The 18,005-nt window shown below is 29.6% G+C and carries 18 protein-coding genes; 5 read left to right on the top strand and 13 right to left on the bottom strand.

Going from position 1 to position 18,005, the window contains the following annotated elements:
- Positions 1–804: 804 nt before the first annotated feature.
- The 3 genes from BUA86_RS15715 to BUA86_RS15705 all read right to left on the bottom strand — a co-directional run bounded on the left by BUA86_RS15715 (position 805) and on the right by BUA86_RS15705 (position 4,486).
- The gene (locus tag BUA86_RS15715) at positions 805–2,811 is read right to left on the bottom strand and encodes a flavohemoglobin expression-modulating QEGLA motif protein (RefSeq protein ID WP_072934108.1); all 2,007 of its coding nucleotides are present in this window, start codon (positions 2,809–2,811) and stop codon (positions 805–807) included.
- Positions 2,808–3,788 carry an ATP-grasp domain-containing protein gene (locus BUA86_RS15710; protein ID WP_072934107.1) on the bottom strand — a complete coding sequence of 327 codons (981 nt, stop codon included), beginning with the start codon at positions 3,786–3,788 and terminating at the stop codon, positions 2,808–2,810. Before BUA86_RS15710 ends, BUA86_RS15715 begins: the two co-directional genes overlap by 4 nt.
- A gap of 182 nt (positions 3,789–3,970) precedes the next feature.
- A complete protein-coding gene (locus tag BUA86_RS15705) occupies positions 3,971–4,486 on the bottom strand; it encodes a TlpA family protein disulfide reductase (RefSeq protein ID WP_072934106.1) in 516 nt (171 codons plus the stop codon).
- Positions 4,487–4,598: 112 nt separating this feature from the next.
- Between BUA86_RS15705 and pth the strand changes: the two genes are divergently transcribed.
- The 3 genes from pth to BUA86_RS15690 are packed head-to-tail and all read left to right on the top strand — an operon-like array spanning position 4,599 to position 5,798.
- Entirely contained in the window at positions 4,599–5,165 is a 567-nt protein-coding gene (pth, locus tag BUA86_RS15700; protein WP_072934105.1) for an aminoacyl-tRNA hydrolase, read from the top strand.
- Positions 5,155–5,568, top strand: coding sequence for a rhodanese-like domain-containing protein (locus BUA86_RS15695; RefSeq protein WP_083580408.1), 414 nt, complete (start codon positions 5,155–5,157; stop codon positions 5,566–5,568). Before pth ends, BUA86_RS15695 begins: the two co-directional genes overlap by 11 nt.
- A complete protein-coding gene (locus BUA86_RS15690; protein WP_072934104.1) occupies positions 5,568–5,798 on the top strand; it encodes a DUF3820 family protein in 231 nt (76 codons plus the stop codon). The genes BUA86_RS15695 and BUA86_RS15690 overlap by 1 nt, the downstream gene beginning before the upstream one ends.
- 89 nt (positions 5,799–5,887) lie before the next feature.
- On the opposite strand, the gene BUA86_RS15685 is transcribed toward BUA86_RS15690, so the two are convergent.
- On the bottom strand, positions 5,888–7,357 hold the full coding sequence (locus BUA86_RS15685) for an anion permease (RefSeq protein WP_072934103.1): 1,470 nt from the start codon (positions 7,355–7,357) through the stop codon (positions 5,888–5,890).
- 167 nt (positions 7,358–7,524) lie between these two features.
- On the opposite strand from BUA86_RS15685, the gene BUA86_RS15680 reads away from it, so the two are divergent.
- On the top strand, positions 7,525–8,211 hold the full coding sequence (locus BUA86_RS15680) for a DUF2490 domain-containing protein (protein WP_072934102.1): 687 nt from the start codon (positions 7,525–7,527) through the stop codon (positions 8,209–8,211).
- A gap of 36 nt (positions 8,212–8,247) precedes the next feature.
- Here BUA86_RS15680 and BUA86_RS15675 read toward each other — a convergent pair whose 3' ends face one another.
- Genes BUA86_RS15675 through BUA86_RS15645 form a run of 7 tightly spaced genes read right to left on the bottom strand, consistent with a single transcriptional unit; the run spans position 8,248 to position 12,031 of the window.
- Positions 8,248–8,703, bottom strand: a complete 456-nt coding sequence (locus tag BUA86_RS15675; RefSeq protein WP_229731949.1) for a GNAT family N-acetyltransferase — start codon at positions 8,701–8,703, stop codon at positions 8,248–8,250.
- A gap of 3 nt (positions 8,704–8,706) precedes the next feature.
- A complete protein-coding gene (locus BUA86_RS15670; RefSeq protein ID WP_072934101.1) occupies positions 8,707–9,153 on the bottom strand; it encodes a GNAT family N-acetyltransferase in 447 nt (148 codons plus the stop codon).
- Positions 9,150–9,509, bottom strand: coding sequence for a hypothetical protein (locus BUA86_RS15665; RefSeq protein WP_072934100.1), 360 nt, complete (start codon positions 9,507–9,509; stop codon positions 9,150–9,152). Before BUA86_RS15665 ends, BUA86_RS15670 begins: the two co-directional genes overlap by 4 nt.
- 12 nt (positions 9,510–9,521) lie before the next feature.
- The gene (nadD, locus tag BUA86_RS15660) at positions 9,522–10,094 is read right to left on the bottom strand and encodes a nicotinate (nicotinamide) nucleotide adenylyltransferase (protein WP_072934099.1); all 573 of its coding nucleotides are present in this window, start codon (positions 10,092–10,094) and stop codon (positions 9,522–9,524) included.
- 52 nt (positions 10,095–10,146) lie between these two features.
- Positions 10,147–10,731 (bottom strand): Maf family nucleotide pyrophosphatase, encoded by a 585-nt coding sequence (locus BUA86_RS15655; RefSeq protein ID WP_072934098.1) that lies wholly within the window; start codon positions 10,729–10,731, stop codon positions 10,147–10,149.
- Positions 10,732–10,743: 12 nt separating this feature from the next.
- Entirely contained in the window at positions 10,744–11,271 is a 528-nt protein-coding gene (locus tag BUA86_RS15650) for a KdsC family phosphatase (protein WP_072934097.1), read from the bottom strand.
- Positions 11,243–12,031 carry a Rossmann-like and DUF2520 domain-containing protein gene (locus tag BUA86_RS15645; RefSeq protein WP_072934096.1) on the bottom strand — a complete coding sequence of 263 codons (789 nt, stop codon included), beginning with the start codon at positions 12,029–12,031 and terminating at the stop codon, positions 11,243–11,245. The genes BUA86_RS15650 and BUA86_RS15645 overlap by 29 nt, the downstream gene beginning before the upstream one ends.
- Before the next feature lie 292 nt (positions 12,032–12,323).
- Between BUA86_RS15645 and BUA86_RS15640 the strand changes: the two genes are divergently transcribed.
- A complete protein-coding gene (locus tag BUA86_RS15640; RefSeq protein ID WP_072934095.1) occupies positions 12,324–14,723 on the top strand; it encodes a TonB-dependent receptor in 2,400 nt (799 codons plus the stop codon).
- 107 nt (positions 14,724–14,830) lie between these two features.
- Here the strand turns inward: BUA86_RS15640 and BUA86_RS15635 are convergent, their stop codons facing one another.
- Positions 14,831–15,295 carry a hypothetical protein gene (locus BUA86_RS15635; protein WP_072934094.1) on the bottom strand — a complete coding sequence of 155 codons (465 nt, stop codon included), beginning with the start codon at positions 15,293–15,295 and terminating at the stop codon, positions 14,831–14,833.
- 97 nt (positions 15,296–15,392) lie between these two features.
- Positions 15,393–17,534, bottom strand: coding sequence for a TonB-dependent receptor (locus BUA86_RS15630; RefSeq protein ID WP_072934093.1), 2,142 nt, complete (start codon positions 17,532–17,534; stop codon positions 15,393–15,395).
- Positions 17,535–18,005: the final 471 nt, after the last annotated feature.

Below are 18,005 nucleotides of genomic sequence, written 5' to 3'. Positions count from 1 at the left end.
TTTCCTATAGCTCCATTATTCAAGGATTGACTAATTTCGTATCGGCTTTATTTCTTCTGTCTATATTTTAAATTTCAAATGAACTTCTCGTTTCAATTACTTACTTCGTTTCTCTGTTTCTGTAAGCGGTTGCAAAGGTAATTAATATTTTTAAACCACAAAATATTTTTTAAAATATTTTAAAACTTTTTTCCTTTTATTAATCTCAGTCATTATAACCTCAACCATCAAAAAAAGCCCGTTAAAACTAACATTACTGCTTTACTATTTCAATTCCTACAATACTACTCTTGTTTCGTATTGGGAGTGCAAATATACAACCCAATATTCCTCTTTTCCAAATCAACTTTACAATTAATTTACAATTTTAACCTAACTAACTGAATAACCGTAGAATATTTTTTAAACTTTTTTAAAAATAGAGGCGAGATGGGAGATTTAAGATATGAGAGAGAAGAAAAAAGGAAGAAAAGAAAGAGAATATAAAGTGTTTTTAATATTAAAGCTAGATGCGAGATTGGAGATTTAAGATGGAAAAATAGGTAATGATGCTTGATAAGATTAGCAAAAGAAAACTTACTCCTTATAAACTTACATCTTAAAAACTAAATTCTAGTTTCTAGTTTCCAACTTCTAAGCTCGAGATAAAAGGACATGATTATTTTGTGATGACAACTTCCCCAAAAAGTTGGCTTCGCAAAATACTTTGAGGTTATCGACTCGGGAAGTGAGCAACACATAGTGTTGCGTGGTATTCAATAATAAAAAATGTCTGTTTCGTTATTATTGAAACAGACATTTATATTAATCTTTAAGCCCGTTGAATATATATTGTAATAACGGATTTATTTCAGGGTTTTCGAGATGTTTCTTGAAAACCTTTGTGTAATATTTTGGTTTGTTAATCATTTTTCTTTCTACTAACTCATCAATCGTATCAACATATTCTACGGATGTTTTTCCAATTAATAGATTATCTAATGATCTTCCTTGATCTATATAATTTAAAATAGTTTTTAATCCTTTTAGATAAAGCGCATCTTTTGTAAAACCTCCTCCACGATAAACACGAGTAGTTAAATAGAAAGCATCTTCTGGTTGCATTTTATATTCTTCCATTAAAATCATGAAAGTTTCGTTGAACGATTTTCCATTCGTTAATAAATGAACTGCAATTACACGTAGACCAAGTTCTCTTAATCTACTATGATTAATAGAGTCTGTGTAATATTCACTTAAGATTGCTAAACCTTCTTGCGTTAAGGTATTTACTGGCAAACCAATGCTGAATATTTTTAATGGTTGATCTAAAGCATTCATTGTTGTTACCATATGAACACCTATTTCATGTTCTATTAAACCATTTGTAAAACGTTTATCGAATTTAACTCCACGTTTTATAACAACTTTTTTCTTACTATTAATTACTAAAGCTTTTGAAGCGATATCGTCAGAAATTTCAATATCGAATTTAAAACCGTAATCATTGGTTGCGTTTTTAAATAGATTTACAACTTCTTCTTGTGTATAATCACCTTCTTTTTCTATTCGAAATTCGGGACAGTATAAGATGAAGTTTGCATTTTCTATATCTTTCTTTGTTGGCTCTCCAAAATAACGTAGCGAATTATATAGGAATTTATTGGTTCCTAGATTAGCTAATAAATCTACTTTATCGAAATAAGAGTTTATTGTATCAACATACATGTTTTGAATGCTGATATCGTTTATTTTCTCTACTTTGATATTTGATAACTTTCTTTTAAACTCGAAAGGATCTATATTTAAAGGGCTGTATTTAAATTGTGGCTCGTATGTGTATTTGGAAGCTAAGAATTTCTTTTTCTCGAATTCTAAATTAATCGGATTAATTACACTTAACAACTCAAAATTCTGAACTAATTGGTACAATTGTTTATCAATCTTTACCAAATCAGATTCTAATTCGTTGTGTAAGATATTTACTTGCTTAGAACCTACTTTATATGTTGTTTCATTTTTTAGAAACTTAAAAGCATGACTAAGAATAGCAGATTTAAATCCTTCTTTTATTTGATTGATAATTTCTGGAAATGATTCTCCTGTTAATTCGTCGCAAAATATTTTTGAAACTTCTGTCGCTAAAACTAATGTATTCTTAAAACGTGTTGTAACAAATTCTAATAAATATCCTCTTCCATAGAAAACATCGTTAATAGCAGAATAGTTATGAATATTTTCTAATTCTATTTGCGCTAACTCGTCTCTCCAAGATTCTACATATTTTCCGTAGCGTTCATTATCTAAACGTTCTGAACCGATGTTGAAAACTGGAACGGGACGATCCCATCTTTTCCAATTGTAAGAATGTATATCGTAAACTAAACATGACTTGAATTTAGTTTCTAGTTTTTTTACCAGAGCCTCTAAAACTTCATAAAACGCATGATGTTTTGCAATACTTTTTTGTTTTTGAGAAACAGAAAGTGGTTCTTTCCAAACTTCTTTTCCCCATGCTTCTTCGTAAACAGCAGTTTCTGGTCCACGATTTAAGTCATATTCGAAACGAGAATCACATCCTTGTATTAATATAGGAAATGTTTCTACAAATTCTGCTGTATGTGGATCTTCTTCGTACCAGCGCTCATAGTTACTTAATAAGCATTTTTCACGAACGTCATCTCGCATTTTTCCACCATCGTGTATTGCTGCACATATATATGGTGTATACTCGTCAATTTTTATTTTAAATGACTCATCTTCAGCGTAAGCTTCAAATACGACTTCGTTTTCAATGTTATCAAGGATTTGCTGGATACTTAGGGATTTCATTTTTTAAATTCTTTATATTTATCTAACAACATGTCTACAATTTGCTTTTGTATCTCTTGGTTGTTATTTACTTTATTATGTGGTACAATCCCTCCTGGGCTAACCACATTTAGTTCCACCATTTTATAATTAATCAAATCAATACCACAAAAATAGATTCCGTCGTCAATTAGTTGTTTTCCAATTTTACGACATAATTCTAATTCATAATCATCAAGCTCGTGGCTGATAGCAGAACCTCCTGCAGAAATATTAGAACGGTGATCTCCTTCGGCTGGAATTCTCATAATGGCACCAATAGGCTCTCCGTTAACAACGATTGCACGAACGTCTCCTTTTTCTGCACCTTCTATGTAATTTTGGCAAATAATAGGTTGTGGATATCCGGTATGATTGATATAAAAATCGCAGATAGCTGAAAGGTTTCCGACGTTATTGCTTTCAAAAAGAACAACACCTTTTCCTCCCATACCATCTAATGGTTTAATGATAAATTTATCAAATTTATTTTCTTCTACAAAGGATTTTATTAAATCTATGTCTTTTGTAATTAATGTTTGAGGCACAATTGTCTCTTTTCCATCGTCAAAAGACGCTGCATAGATTTTATTATTTGCTTTACGTAATCCAGAAATTTTGTTAACAAAGAATACTTTGTCCTCAATTAATTCTAGCATATTTAACAAAAGAGTGTCCACAGGTGGATCTGCTCTCATGAAAACCATATCAAATTCGGTAAAATCTCTTAGAGAAGTTTCGAATTGCATGGTGTTATAAAATTCTACAGCATCTGTAGTCTCTTGTGAGATTAACTTTTTTACTTTACCTACGACTTTACCTTTGGCAATCGAGATATCATGTTTTGTTAAATAAGATACTTCAAATCCACGGCTAACACATTCTTTTATAATACGTAGAGTGGAATCTTTACTTGGTTCTACCTTGTCCCAAGCGTACATTACGAAGCATATTTTCATATAATTATAAGGGGTATTAAAATCATTGCAATATTAATTAAAAGTTTAATACAAAAATGAGTGATTTATAATTTAACAATAATTTTTTTTTGGAAGTATAATTATTTGATAATTAAGAGGTAAAAAACAAAAGGTGATTGCGTTTTTACATTCAATCACCTTTTAGTTTGTAAACTAATAAACTATTTATTTCTTAAAATATCGATTGTGGTCTGCACTTTTGGATCATCTGCTTTTACACTGTAGTAATCTGCAATTTTTCCTTTTTTATCCAGTACCAAATATCGAGGTATCCAGTTTAAATCAATATTCGTACCAAACTCCCCTTTCCAATTATTTCCTAAGAAAAAATGTTCACCTTCTATTTTATATTTCTCAATTCCGTTTTTCCAAGCTTCTTCTGTTTTGTCCATTGAAAGGTAGAAAAAGACTACATCTGGATTATTTTGATGCAAATTTTTAAGTGCAGGCATATTCGTAATACAATCTCCACACCAAGTCGCCCATATATCTAATACTATAATTTTTCCTTTATACTTAGAAAGAGCTTTCTCTATTGTTAAAGAATTTCCTTTACTATCTACTACTTTATCTTGTAATGCTTTTGTAGGAAATTCTGTTTTCATTACTTCTGGAGCCTTTTGTGCAAAAGAGTTTAATCCAATAAATAATATTAAAACGCTAATTATTTTTTTCATGAAAATGATTTAATTATTTATAAAAATTCAAAATCTATACCAATTTAGTAGATTTTAGAAAAACGAATTTATGAATTATTTCTTTTCCAACAAAAAGATGTAATTTTGCGCTATGCAAAAATATCTAATTATTGGGCTAGGAAACATTGGAGCTCAGTATGAAAATACACGACATAACATTGGTTTTAAAGTAGTAGAAGAGTTAGTGAAAAAAGTTGATGCAAAATTTTCTCCATCTAATTTTGGTGAAGTTGCTCAATTTAAATATAAGGCAAGACCTGTAACAGTTCTTAAACCAAATACGTATATGAATTTGAGTGGTGATGCTGTACGTTTTTGGATGAAAAAAGAAAACATTGCTTTAGAGAATATTTTTGTTATTACAGATGATCTTAATTTACCATTCGGAACAATTAGAATGAGAGGAAAGGGAAGTGATGGAGGACATAATGGACTAAAAGATATTCAGAATAAAGTAGGAGGACAAAATTATGCTCGCTTACGTTTTGGTGTTGGAAATGAGTTTTCTGAAGGAAAACAAATAGACTACGTTTTAGGAGAATGGTCTGCAGAAGAAAACGAAAAAATGAGTGAACGTCTTAATATTTGTGCAGATGCAGCATTATCCTTTATTTTTCAGGGTTTAACAAATACTATGAATACATATAATGGAAAATAGATTATTGAAATTTTTTGCTTTTATTTTAGTTTGTACATTTTATTCTTGTGCAAACCAATCTGCACATTCAACAGAAAGAAATGCTAAAAAACAAGAGATACTTTCTTCTTTAGAAAATGTTTCTGAAGTTAATTTTAAAAATAAAAAGAACGTTTTGTTAGATGTTCGTACACCAGAAGAGTATGCAGAAGGACATATTGAAGGTGCAATAAATATTGATGTAAAAAGTGCTGATTTTGAAGAGAAAATAGCTCAACTAGATTCGAAAAAGAATTATTATATCTATTGTAAGTCTGGTGGCAGAGCAAGATTAGCTACAGAAAAAATGCAACAAAAAGGTTTTAAAAAAGCACATAATTTTAGTGACGGAATGTCTACTTACAAAGGAACTGTTGTAAAGTAATGGAAGGATTACGTCCAGAAATATTAAAAGAGATTGTGACAACCAAAATGCCTTTTGGTAAATATGAAGGTCGTATTTTATGTGATCTACCTATTTCTTATCTTGAATGGTTTGTAGGAAAAGGTGGTTTCCCGAAAGGAAAATTAGGAATTTTACTTTCTACTGTTTATGAAATTAAAATAAACGGGTTAGAGGAAATTATTTTCGAATTGAAAAAACAATTTCAATAAAAAAATCTATCCCATAAAGTCAAGAACTTTATGGGATAGATTTATAGATTATCTTATTTGGATATAATTATCATAAGATGACTTTAGTATTAATGTAGCCATAACTTTAGAATAGGCCAACCAATGCATAATAAAGCTGCAATAAAAATAAATCCGAAAATACCTCCTAAACGCCAAAAGTCTTTGGATTTTACGTATCCCGATCCATAAATAATAACTCCAGGACCTGTTGCATATGGTGTTTGACATCCCATAATACCAATTGATAGTACAAGTAATATTGAAAGCTCGTCCATTGGAACACCTGGAACACTTTTACCTATTGCTAATATTACAGGTAGTAATGTTGCTGTATGTGCTGATAAACTAGCAAATAAATAATGTGCAAAATAGAAAAGTAATACTAGGATTGCAATTGTTAAATTTGGTGAAAAACCATCCATATGTGTACTCATCATAGTTGAGAACCATCCAATGAATCCTGATCTAGTAAGACCATTTGCCATTATTACTAAAGTTGCAAGGTTAACAAATGTATTCCATGCTGTACTATATTTTGTAATATCATTCCACTTTACAATCTGTGTTATTATCATTAAAGATACTGCTAACAAACATACAGATGTTGGGCTTATTTCGTCTTCAAAAAACATCCAAAGAACCAAACTAATAAGTACTAATACAATTAATGTAATTTCTTTACTTGTTATTTTCCCAATGGTTTTTAATTCTTCCTTTGCCCAATCAGCAACTTCTTTACTATGTGTAATTTCTGGTTTATATAATACATAAGATAACCAAGGTGCTAAAACGATAAGAATAATACCAACAGGTAAAAATGCTAAAAACCAAGTTAACCAACTAATATTAAATCCGGAAGATTTATGTACTAATTCGACTGCTAAAATATTAGGAGCAGATCCTGTTACAAACATCGAAGAGCTTATACTTGTTCCTATCACCATCATCCACATTAAATATCCTCCAATTTTTCTTGAAGATGGATCATTTGCAAAAGAATTATACAAGGGTGGTAAATTTCTTATAATTGGAAATACAGTTCCTCCAGTTCTTGCAGTATTAGAAGGAGTAAATGGTGCTAATAGCACATCTATTATCACAATTGCGTATCCAAGTGTTAAGGTGTGTCTTCCCATAAATTTAACCATGATTAAGGCAATTCTTCTTCCGAGTCCAGTTATATCGTAACTTAGTGCAAAGATAAAGGCTCCAAATACTAGCCAAACGGTGGAACTTGAGAAACCTTCAAGTCCCCATTTTAAAGATTCTTTTCTTGCATTAAAATCTGGATTCATTAATTCTTCAGCTGAAAATAAAAAATATTTACTTCCTATCACACAAATTGTAACAGCTATAAAACTAATTGCTGTTGCTGGTATAGGTTCTAATATCATTCCTATAACCATTGCTATAAAAACAGCAAAAAAATGCCAAGCTTGTGGTGGCATCCCCTTTGGGGCGGGTATAAATAAAAGAATAATCATTACTATTACTGGAGCTAATAGCTTCAGTAGACTAGGCTTTTCGGTAGTAGTCATAATATTTTAATAGGTTAGGTTTAAATAATTGGCAAAATATAGAAATTATATTTCAGATATATACAATTTTAAGTATTTAAAATCAGATATTTAAACTTTAATTGCAAATAAGTAATTATAAACGGATTGAATAAATTAATTTGATTTAATTTGTCATAAAAGTTTATATGAAAAAACTCAACCTTACCTTTTTTATACTACTAAGTTTTTATGTAAATGCCCAACAAGATGCTGTAAATTATAACATGTGGTATCAGTATTTATTAAATGCAAAAGTATCCGATAAAATGACACTAACTACTCTTGCTCAATATAGATCCTTTGATTTATTATTGGATTCGAGATTATTTGTTGCCGTTGGTTATTTAGATTATTCTATAAGTAATAAAGTAACCGTTGGAGCTGGAGGAATGTTTCTAAACCTAGAGTCGTATGGGAGAAATGGAGAAAAAAGAGAACGTACTGAAAGAAGAGCATTACAACAAATCAATCTTAATGATAGGATAGGAAGAACTAAACTTACACATCGATTTAGGATAGAAGAAAGGTTTTTAAATAATCCAAACACATTTGTTGTTCGTTTACGTTACTTAACATCATTTAAAATTCCATTGAATAAATCTGATCAGCAACAAGTTAATTATGCTATTGTAAAAAATGAGATTAGAATGGCTGCAAGAAGAGAAAGACCTTTCGATTCTAATCGTATAACTGTAGGACTTGGATATAATGTATCTAAAAATTCTGCTGTAGAAGTAGCTTTAATTAGTCAACTATCAGAATTTAGAACAAGTAATTATTTACATCTAGGATTTAGAAATTCTTTTGATTGGAGAAAGAAGAAAGTAGAATAAAATATTTTTAAATTTTATAGAATAAGTGTGGATAATTTAATCCACACTTATTTGGTAAATTCTAGATTCTTCTTCCCAAGGATGATGTCCTTGTCCTATATATTGAAAACCGAATTTTTCGTAGTATGCTGTAAAGTCTGTACAAAGGTTAAGATATTTAAAACCAAACTTCTTTGTGTCTTCTTTTGCTTTTTTTATTAAAAGGTTCGCATAATTGTTTCCTCTTTCATTTTCTTTAATGAAAAGAGCACATAACCATGGGTATAAATCCATTCTACTAATAAAATCATTTGTTATTAATCCAGCACAACCTATTATTTCGTTTTCTTTTTCTAACAAGTACCATTGTGGTAAAGGTTGCTCAGCATTAATAGAGTGATTAATACAGTCTTCATATATAATAGGAGGAACTTCATTCCAACTTTCTTGGATAAATTGAATTCCTCTCTCTAAATATTCTTTATTTTCTCTTAATGAAATAATTTTAATCATTGTTTAGGTATTTGTTGTCCATTCATAAAAATTTGCATCATCTCGTAGCTGAAAACCAGCACCAGGATACAAACTATTTCCAATATCATTTGTAACACTTGTTTCTAATAACATGGCACAAGCATCTGTATTTCTACATAGATCTTTAGCAGAATCAATCAGTTTCTTTGAAAATCCTTGTCCTCTAAATTCTGAGTAAACAAATAAATCATTCAGAATCCAAAACCGTTTTAAACGAGTTGAAGAAAATGAAGGATAAAGTTGTACAAAACCAACAGCATTATTATCACTATTGTAAGCTATAAATATAACTGATTCTTGATTTGATATCCTTGCTTCTAAAAACTCTTCGGCAGATTTTATATCCGAAACTTTATTATAAAACTGTCTGTAAGCATCAAACAATGGAGCTAAAGTTTTAAGTTCTTTTATTGTGGCTTGTTTTATCATGAATTAAATTTAATAGGATATTTTACATGGTTATGCTCATCAAAAAGAAAAAGATTACCTTCTTCAAAAGCCATTCTCCAAGATACAGATTTTATATTTTCAATTACTCTAAAAAAATTCTGTTCTTTTATATCAATACAAACTAAATTAGTATTAGGTAATGATGTAGAATTCCATTCTTGTAAAAAAATTTTAGAATCGTATTTATAAAACCAATCTCCAAAAATATGTCCAGTGAGTTCAGGGAAAATTGGATCTGATTTTAAATAAAAATACATCGGTCCGAATCTTATTTCACCAGCAATTTCACATTCAATCTTAATATTTCGATCTTCTAAAAAAAATTCCCATGCCATACAACTAATGAATTATAATGATCTATAAACATTACTTCCATCCAAATATTCCCAAACTTTGGGTGGAAGCATTGGTTTTATATTTTTATTTTCTTTAATAGCTGATCTAATAAAAGTTGAAGAAATTTCCATTAATGGAGCTTCAACAATTGTTACATTGTTAAACTCTTCTTTAGGTAAGTATCCAGGTCTAGGATATACATAAAAGTTATAATCTCTTAAAAGTATATCTGCATTTTTCCATTTCGATATTCCTTCCAAATTATCAGAACCCATAATTAATGCGAACTCATAATCAGCATATTTCTCTTTTAAATGAATTAACGTATCAATAGTGTAAGATGGTTTTGGCAAAGAAAATTCTATATTAGAAACTCTTAAATTAGGATAATCATTAATTGCCAACTCAACCATTTCTAAACGATCATATTCATTAGCTAACGAACTTTTTTTCTTTAACGGATTTTGAGGAGAAACCACAAACCATACTTGATCTAAATCCGTAAATTGTTGAAAATGATTAGCAATTATTAAGTGACCAACGTGAATAGGATTAAAAGATCCAAAATATAAACCAATTTTCATAAATCGATATTAAAGTTGTAAGTATTGAGTAATAATTATTTAAGTATATAGCTTAAAACTTAATTAATTCTTTATATAGCTTATGTGTAGGCAGTCCCATTACATTAAAATAACTTCCATTCATGTTATCAACTCCTATATAACCAATCCACTCTTGTACTCCATAAGCACCAGCTTTATCAAAAGGTTTATAATTATCAATATAGAAATAGATTTCTTCGTCAGATAATTTTGCAAAAGTTACTTGTGTTTCATCAGAAAAAGTTACTTCTTTTTCTGTAGAGCGAATTGTTACAGATGTATATACTGAGTGTGTTTTACCACTCAATTTTTTCAACATCTCATACGCTTCTTCACGTGTTTCTGCTTTTTCTAAAGATTCATCATCAACCCAGACAGTTGTATCAGAAGTTATGATTAAATCATTTGGTTGTATTGCTGTATATGCTTTTGCTTTTTTAGCTGAAAGAAGCTCTGTTATTTGTTCTCTCTTGTAAAGATTTCTGTCAAAGGTTTCATCAATATCTAATGAAATGGTAGAAAACTCTAATCCTAAACCAGCTAATAATTCTTTTCTTCTTGGCGACTGAGATGCCAAAATAATATTGGTATTCTTTAATTTTTCTGTTAGTAGCATTTCAATTTTCTTTTACACAGAAGCAATTTCTTCTTCTGTATTGTACCATTTGTTCTGTACTTTTAATATTTGTTCTAATAAATCTCGAACACAACCTCTTCCTCCATTTTCTGGAGAAATATACTCTGATGCTTTACGTACATCCATACAAGCATCATTAGGACAACATGGTAATCCAACTAAACTCATTACGGCTAAATCAGGATAATCATCGCCCATATAAGCAATTTCATCAGGGTTTAATCCGTAAGAAAAGATTAAATCTTGAAAAGCATCAACTTTATCTCTTTTATTGATATAGATATCTGTTAAACCTAAATATTTTAAACGGCTAACTACTGCTTCATCTCTTCCTCCAGTAATAACCGCAATTTTAATTCCTTGTTTAATGGCTAATTGCATCGCATAACCATCTCGTGTATTCATTGTTCTCACCATTTCTCCAGTTGGAAGTAAAATAAGGTTTCCATCTGTTAAAACTCCATCTACATCTAAAATAACAGTTTTAATGTTATTTAATTTCTCTTTGTAACTTATCATTTTCGTAAACTCGCTTTATTGAATCTGTCAATAGTTGGTAAATTTGTAATAATCTCGAATCGTCTTGTAAAGCATTAAGGTGCTTATCAATAATTATTTGATCTCCTCGTTTTGCTGGACCAGTTTGTGCTGTTTTTGGATCTAGCTCTAATACTTTTTTTGCTGTTTCTTGTATTAATGGTAATAAAACATCAGCTGGTATATTATTTTTTTCACAAATATTTCCCGCGATATAATATAAATGATTTACAAAATTATTTGCCCATACACCTGTCATTTGTACTTGCATACGAGCTGCAAAATTAAGCTCATGCACTTCATTCGAAATTCTATTGGCTAAATCGCTTAGTGCTTTTAAATCTGTCGGATTTTCTGCTTCTATAAAAAATGGAATATTATCGTATCGTAAACTTCTTTCTTTAGAAAAAGTTTGTAAAGGATAAAGAACTCCTTTTCTATAATCTCCTTTTAAAATAGACATTGGCGAAGAGCCTGAAGTATGTACAACCAATACATCATCATATGGAATATAATGAGAAAATTCCTCTATACCAGAATCTGCACTTGCAATAATATACAATTCAGCTTTCTCTATTTCAGATATTTTATCTGTGTAAGAAATTCTATTGGCTTCACCAATTTCTTTCGCTCTTTCTAATGTTCTATTAAATATTTGACGAACATTGCATGTATTTTGGATAAGCGCTCTTGTTAAATGAAAAGCGACATTACCTGCTCCTAGTATGACAATTGAATTCAATGATATAGCAATTTTTTGGTTAGTATTTATCGAAGCATAAAAATAGGTTTTTCAGTTGATTAAATAAAATTTTAAAAAAAAATAAAAATTTTTGTAACAAATCGTAAAAGTATGCGTCTTATAGGTAAAATGGTAAGAATTGGGTTTTTCTATTATGTAAAACATAGTACTTTATAAAAATTTAAAAACTTTTGTAACAAAAAACTTTTTTTATCGTCTAATAACATAATTATTAAGATTATCATGAATTCGTATTATGTAAAACATAGTACTAAATTTAAAAAATACACACATGAGACTGAACAAAATTACTTTAGCTATCCTTTTATCTGTATCATCAATGTACAGTTTTGCACAGGAACATTATCCTGTAAAAGGAAAAATTGAAAACGTGAAAAATGAAGCTGTTGGCATGGCAGCAATCCAAATTTATAAAGTTGGAGCTGATGAATTACTTGATGAGGTTTTTGCTAATGAAGATGGAAGTTTCGAAATTCCAGATTTAGAAGATGGTTCATATCGTTTAGTTATAACAGAGTTTGGTTATAAACAATCTGTTACAATCGCAGAAGTAAAAGGAGGTGAATTAATTTTAGATAAAATTGTTTTAGAAACTGCTCCAACAGAAACTATTGAGTTAAAAGGAGCTTTTGTTCGTGCAGATGTTTCACAATACCGTAATGAAATAGATAAACGTGTTGTAGAAGTTGGTAATGACTTAGTAAGTGCTGGTGCAACAGCTGCACAAGTTCTTAACAATATTCCATCTGTAAATGTAGATCAACAAACAGGACAATTATCGCTAAGAGGAAATGAAAATGTAAAAATATTTATAGATGGAAAACCATCATCACTTTCTGCTGCACAAGTTTTAAAACAAATTCCTTCTAATCAAATAAAAAGTATAGAAATAATAACTAACCCATCGGCTAAGTACGAAGCAGATGGAAAATCAGGGATTATTAATATTATTATGATTAAAGGAAAAAAGAAAGGATATAATGTTGCTTTAAATACTGGTTACGAACAAGGAAAAAGAAGCCGTTTCAACAATTCTTTAACTGCAAATATTAATACTGGATCTTTCAACTTTTTTGGAAATTATAGTTACAATAAACGCCCAAACGAGTTCCATGGATATTTAGATAATTTTGATACAAAGCGTCGACAAGCAATTGACATTTTAAATAAGGATGAAAACCAAGCAGCAAAATTTGGTTTTGACTGGTTTATAAATGATAAGACAGCTTTAACAGTCTATACTAATCAATGGTTTGGAAAAGGTGCTGGAGAAATTGGATCTGATATTAGAGAGACAGATACAAATATCTTACACCCTAATGCTGCAATTTTTGATGGAGATTGGAAAAGCCAAGATTATAGCTTGAATTTTAAACGCGATTTTGATAAAGCAGATCATAACATCATTTTAGACGCTTTCTTTTCTCAATCAAAAAATACAGATTTGAGAAATATGATCAATACATATCCAACAGATCAAGTATTTTATGAAGATCGTGACGATAAAACAGATAATATACGTATAAATTTAGATTATACGAATCAAATAAAAGATGGAGGAAAAATTGAAGCAGGTTTACAATTCCGTAGACAAAAGAACGATAATACTTTATTAACAGATAGACGTGTAAATATTGAAGGAACTATAATAGATCCTAGTACTAATTTTGATTTTACTCGTGATTTTTTCTCTGCGTATGTTAATTACGGGCAAAAATTTGGAAAATTTGGAATGCAATTAGGCCTACGTGCTGAGCAATTTAAAGATAAAGGAGATTATTTTTATAATAATGGTGTAGGCAGCATTAAAAATGATAAATTAGATTTCTTTCCTTCTGCTTTTTTAACGTATGATGTAACAGAAAAAGGTCAAGTATTATTAAACTATAGCCGTAGAATCGACCGTCCAGGAATCGATCAATTATCTCCTGTTGCAGAATGGTCAACTCCTATGATAACTAGTATTGGTAATCCAAATTTAAGACCAGAATATACTGATAATTTTGAAGTTGGTTTTTTACAAAGACTAGGTAAAAATACAATTACTGCAAATGCTTTTTATAGAATAGTAAAAGATAATATTTTCCGAAATGTACTAGTAGACGAAAAAGATAGAGAAAAATTTATTCAGAATTACGAGAATTACGACAAAGTTAATGCATATGGTTTTGAATTAAGTTTCAACTTAGTTCCAACAAAATGGTGGTCATCTAATATTAGTGGAGATTATACATTTAATACAATGGTTGTAAAAAGATTAGATGCAAATGATAATCCTTATACACAAGAGATAGATGCCAATCGTTTAACTGCTCGTATGAGTAACACGTTTAAAGTTAGTAAAGCAATTAGTTTACAACACTTCTTTATGTATCAAGGTAAATTCCGCTTTATACAAGGTGAAATGCAAGATATGTGGAGAATGGACTTAGGAGCTAGATACACATTTATGGATGGAAAAGCTTCTTTAAGTGCTCGTGTTAGTGATATTTTTAGAACCTTCTACGGTCGTTTAGAAATGACAGATCCTGCAAGAGGATATGGAAATTTCCGTTGGGAAGCACAAACATTAAATATTGGATTTACTTACAATTTTGGTGGAAAAGTACGTTCTCGTGCTGAAGCTCAACAAAACAAAGCCGAAAATTCTGGAGGTGGAGTAGGATTTTAACTAAATGATTTATTCATTTGTTATTATATTTTTTTAAAACTATGAGAGAGTTCCAAAGGAACTCTCTTTTTTTATGTGATATTAAGTTTTATTTATAGAAGAATTATTTATTTTACTGCTTCATAAACTCGTAACTCTAATCTTAAAGAATCAATTGGTGTTTTATTTAATGTATCTTGTAAAACCATAAAATAAGGATCTAACTGATTCATATAATAATTAAGTGTATCTTTTGTAGAAGTTATCATTCTAATTCTTCTTCTATTTACTCCAAATGTTGTAAAAATATAAGTCCCATTAGAAGACGTTTCAGTACAATTTCCATTTGATGTTTTATAATCAACTCTTAAAAAATTCTCTATGTTCGTAAAATCTAAAGTAGAATTACGTTCACACGCTAATAATTTATCTGTTGTTGTTACATTATTTTTAACTATTCTTATTTCTTTTAATTGCCATTTATTAGCTCTTAATAATTGATCTTGAGAAATTGGTAACGAGTCATCTGTAGCACACGAAACGATTGTAAAAACTCCGAAAACAACTAAAAATATATTAATTAAACTTTTCATTTTATCTTTTAACTATTATAAAACGTAAAAGTAATTATTTTGAATGATGTTTTCTCTTAACAAATAAAAAAGAGTTGCTTTATGCAACTCTTTTTTATTATAATCGTATTGATATTCCTCCTAAAACATTAATTCCTGCTTGAGGAAAATAATTACCTCCTTCATAATAATATCCATTTGATTCGTATTTCACATCAAAAATATTATTCACCAAAAGAGAAAATTCTAATTTTTTTAAATTAAACCAATTTGGAGCATAACGTATTAATAAATCCGAAACTAAAAAGTCGGATAATTTTCCATCAGCTGGTTCAGTATTGGCTAAATATTGTTGCCCTACATATTTATTAGTAAAATTAATTAATAATTTTTTTGTTGGATAAACTTCAAAACCAAAAGCTGAAATAGCATCTGGAGACATTGCAATTGTAGTTTTTCCGTATTCTTTTATAGAAGAGTTTCCTTCAGCATCCCATACTTCTTCTTTAAAATTTTTGTGCTTGTTTTGACTCAATGTCAAATTACCAAAAACAGAGAAACGATTTGGAATAATTTGATAACTTGCATCTAACTCAACTCCTCTACGAAAGCTTTCTCCAGAATTTTCTCTAATTGGTGTTCCAACTTCATTTAATCTTCCTGTTGGTACTAATTGATTTCTGTAATCCATGTAGTACAAGTTAACATTCATAGAAAAACGACCAACCATTTTGTATCCTAATTCATAATCTTGTAAAAACTCCGCTTTAGGTTTTATTCCATTATTCTGATAATCTACTCGTAAAGGTTCTCGTTGAGAAACTCCATAAGACGCATAAAAAGTATTCTTCTCGTTTAGTTTATAATTTATTCCTGCCTTTGGGTTTATAAAGTTAAATGTATCTTTAAAAGGTCTAAAATCTTCTAAATTATTTTCTCCATTAGACAAATAATAAGCATCATAATTTACATAACGATATTGCACATCTCCAAAAAATTCGAAACTATTTAGTTGATATAAAACTTTAGCATAAGCAGCTAATTGTTTCTTAACAGCTCTATTATCGTAATACTTAAAATCTTTATTATTCCAATCAGTATCTTTCACCCAAAGAACATTTCCGTAATGATCACCATCATATTCATTCGCTGATAATCCAAAAAATACTTTGAAGTCATTTAATTTCTGATTCTCTACTTCCAAATTAAATCCATAGAAATCATTATCAAGATATTCTCTATTAATTAAATTTTTGGGATCAGGAGATAAAGCATTCAATTTATAACGTGTTAAATCACGTGCATTTTTATAACTCTCATAAAAACCTTTTCCTTTTGTATAATGAACAGTAAGATTAGATTTCCAATTATTACCATAATCTTGTAACCAAGAAAGAAAATAATGATTCTGTTGATAGTTATCTGTATGGTTTTTATAAAATCCAACAACATTACCGTCATCATCTTTTATCTCACCTTCTGGATTATAACGTCTATTCGTTCTTAAAGTTTCAGCATCTACTCCACTCCACGCTTGGTATGTCTGTTCTTTACCAAACATATTCTGAAATCTAAATTTCGTTTTATCATTTAATTCATATAATGCAGTTACATCGTAAGAAATTAAATCAGACCAAGAGCGATTCACATAACCATCTGAATCTAATTTAGAAACTCTACCATCAATACTCAATTTATTATTTAGTATTTTCCCTGTTCCTGCTTGTACTGTATATTTACTTGTATTAAAACTACCAAATGAAATATTAGCTTCAGCAAAAGGAACTGTAGAAGGGTTTTGAGAATCTATATTAACACTTGCTCCAAAAGAAGCCATTCCATTAGATGATGTTCCTACACCACGCTGTATTAACATAGAATTTGTAGAAGAAGCTAAATCTGGCATATTCACCCAAAAGACTCCTTGAGATTCTGGATTATTTAACGGAATACCATTTAGAGTAACATTAATAGATTGTTCGTTTAACCCTCTAATCTTAATTGAAGAATAACCAATTCCTGTTCCAGCATCAGAAGTTATAGAAACAGATGTAGCAGTATTTAATAGCGTTGGAATATCCTGTCCTAAATTTCGCTTTTTTAAATCCTTTCCACTTATTTTTTGTACAGTAAATGGTAATTTCTCTGTTATAGAAACCTCTTGTAAATTAATTTGCTCTTCCTTTTGGATAGAGTCATTTTCTTGTGCATAAAGTATTGATGCACCAAACATAGACAATAAAAAAATCGACCTTTTCATAATTTATTAAAAAATATTATGAAAGGAGCCATCTTACATCATTTAAAAATTAACGCGCGTAAATGTAATTTGGTGAAGTACCATTTCCCTTAGCAGCATTACCTGCTCAGGTTCTTTGGGTGTAATCTCAGCCTCATATAAATGAAGCACCCCTTTCGATTGAATGCCAAATATAAATCTTATTTAACGTTTACACAACATTACAAACATATATTTTAAATCTGAGAAGCTAGAGGCTAGAAATTAGACTTAAGGTATAATAAGGTGTAAGATTATAAGGAAGGGTTGCTAGAAGATGGTAATTCGTAGTTAGAAGTTGGAAATTGGAGGTTATAAATTGGAGATTAGACTTAAGATATAAGACTATTAGGAATATGGATTGTTAAGTTGGAAACTCGAGATTAGAGATTTAGAAGCTAGTAAATAGTAAACTACTCTGTACATTTTACATTATACTTTTTACTCTATACA

It is taken from the genome of Chishuiella changwenlii (assembly GCF_900142565.1).
In the GTDB taxonomy this organism is placed as follows: domain Bacteria; phylum Bacteroidota; class Bacteroidia; order Flavobacteriales; family Weeksellaceae; genus Empedobacter; species Empedobacter changwenlii.
This window is presented reverse-complemented; position numbering and strand designations above follow the sequence as displayed.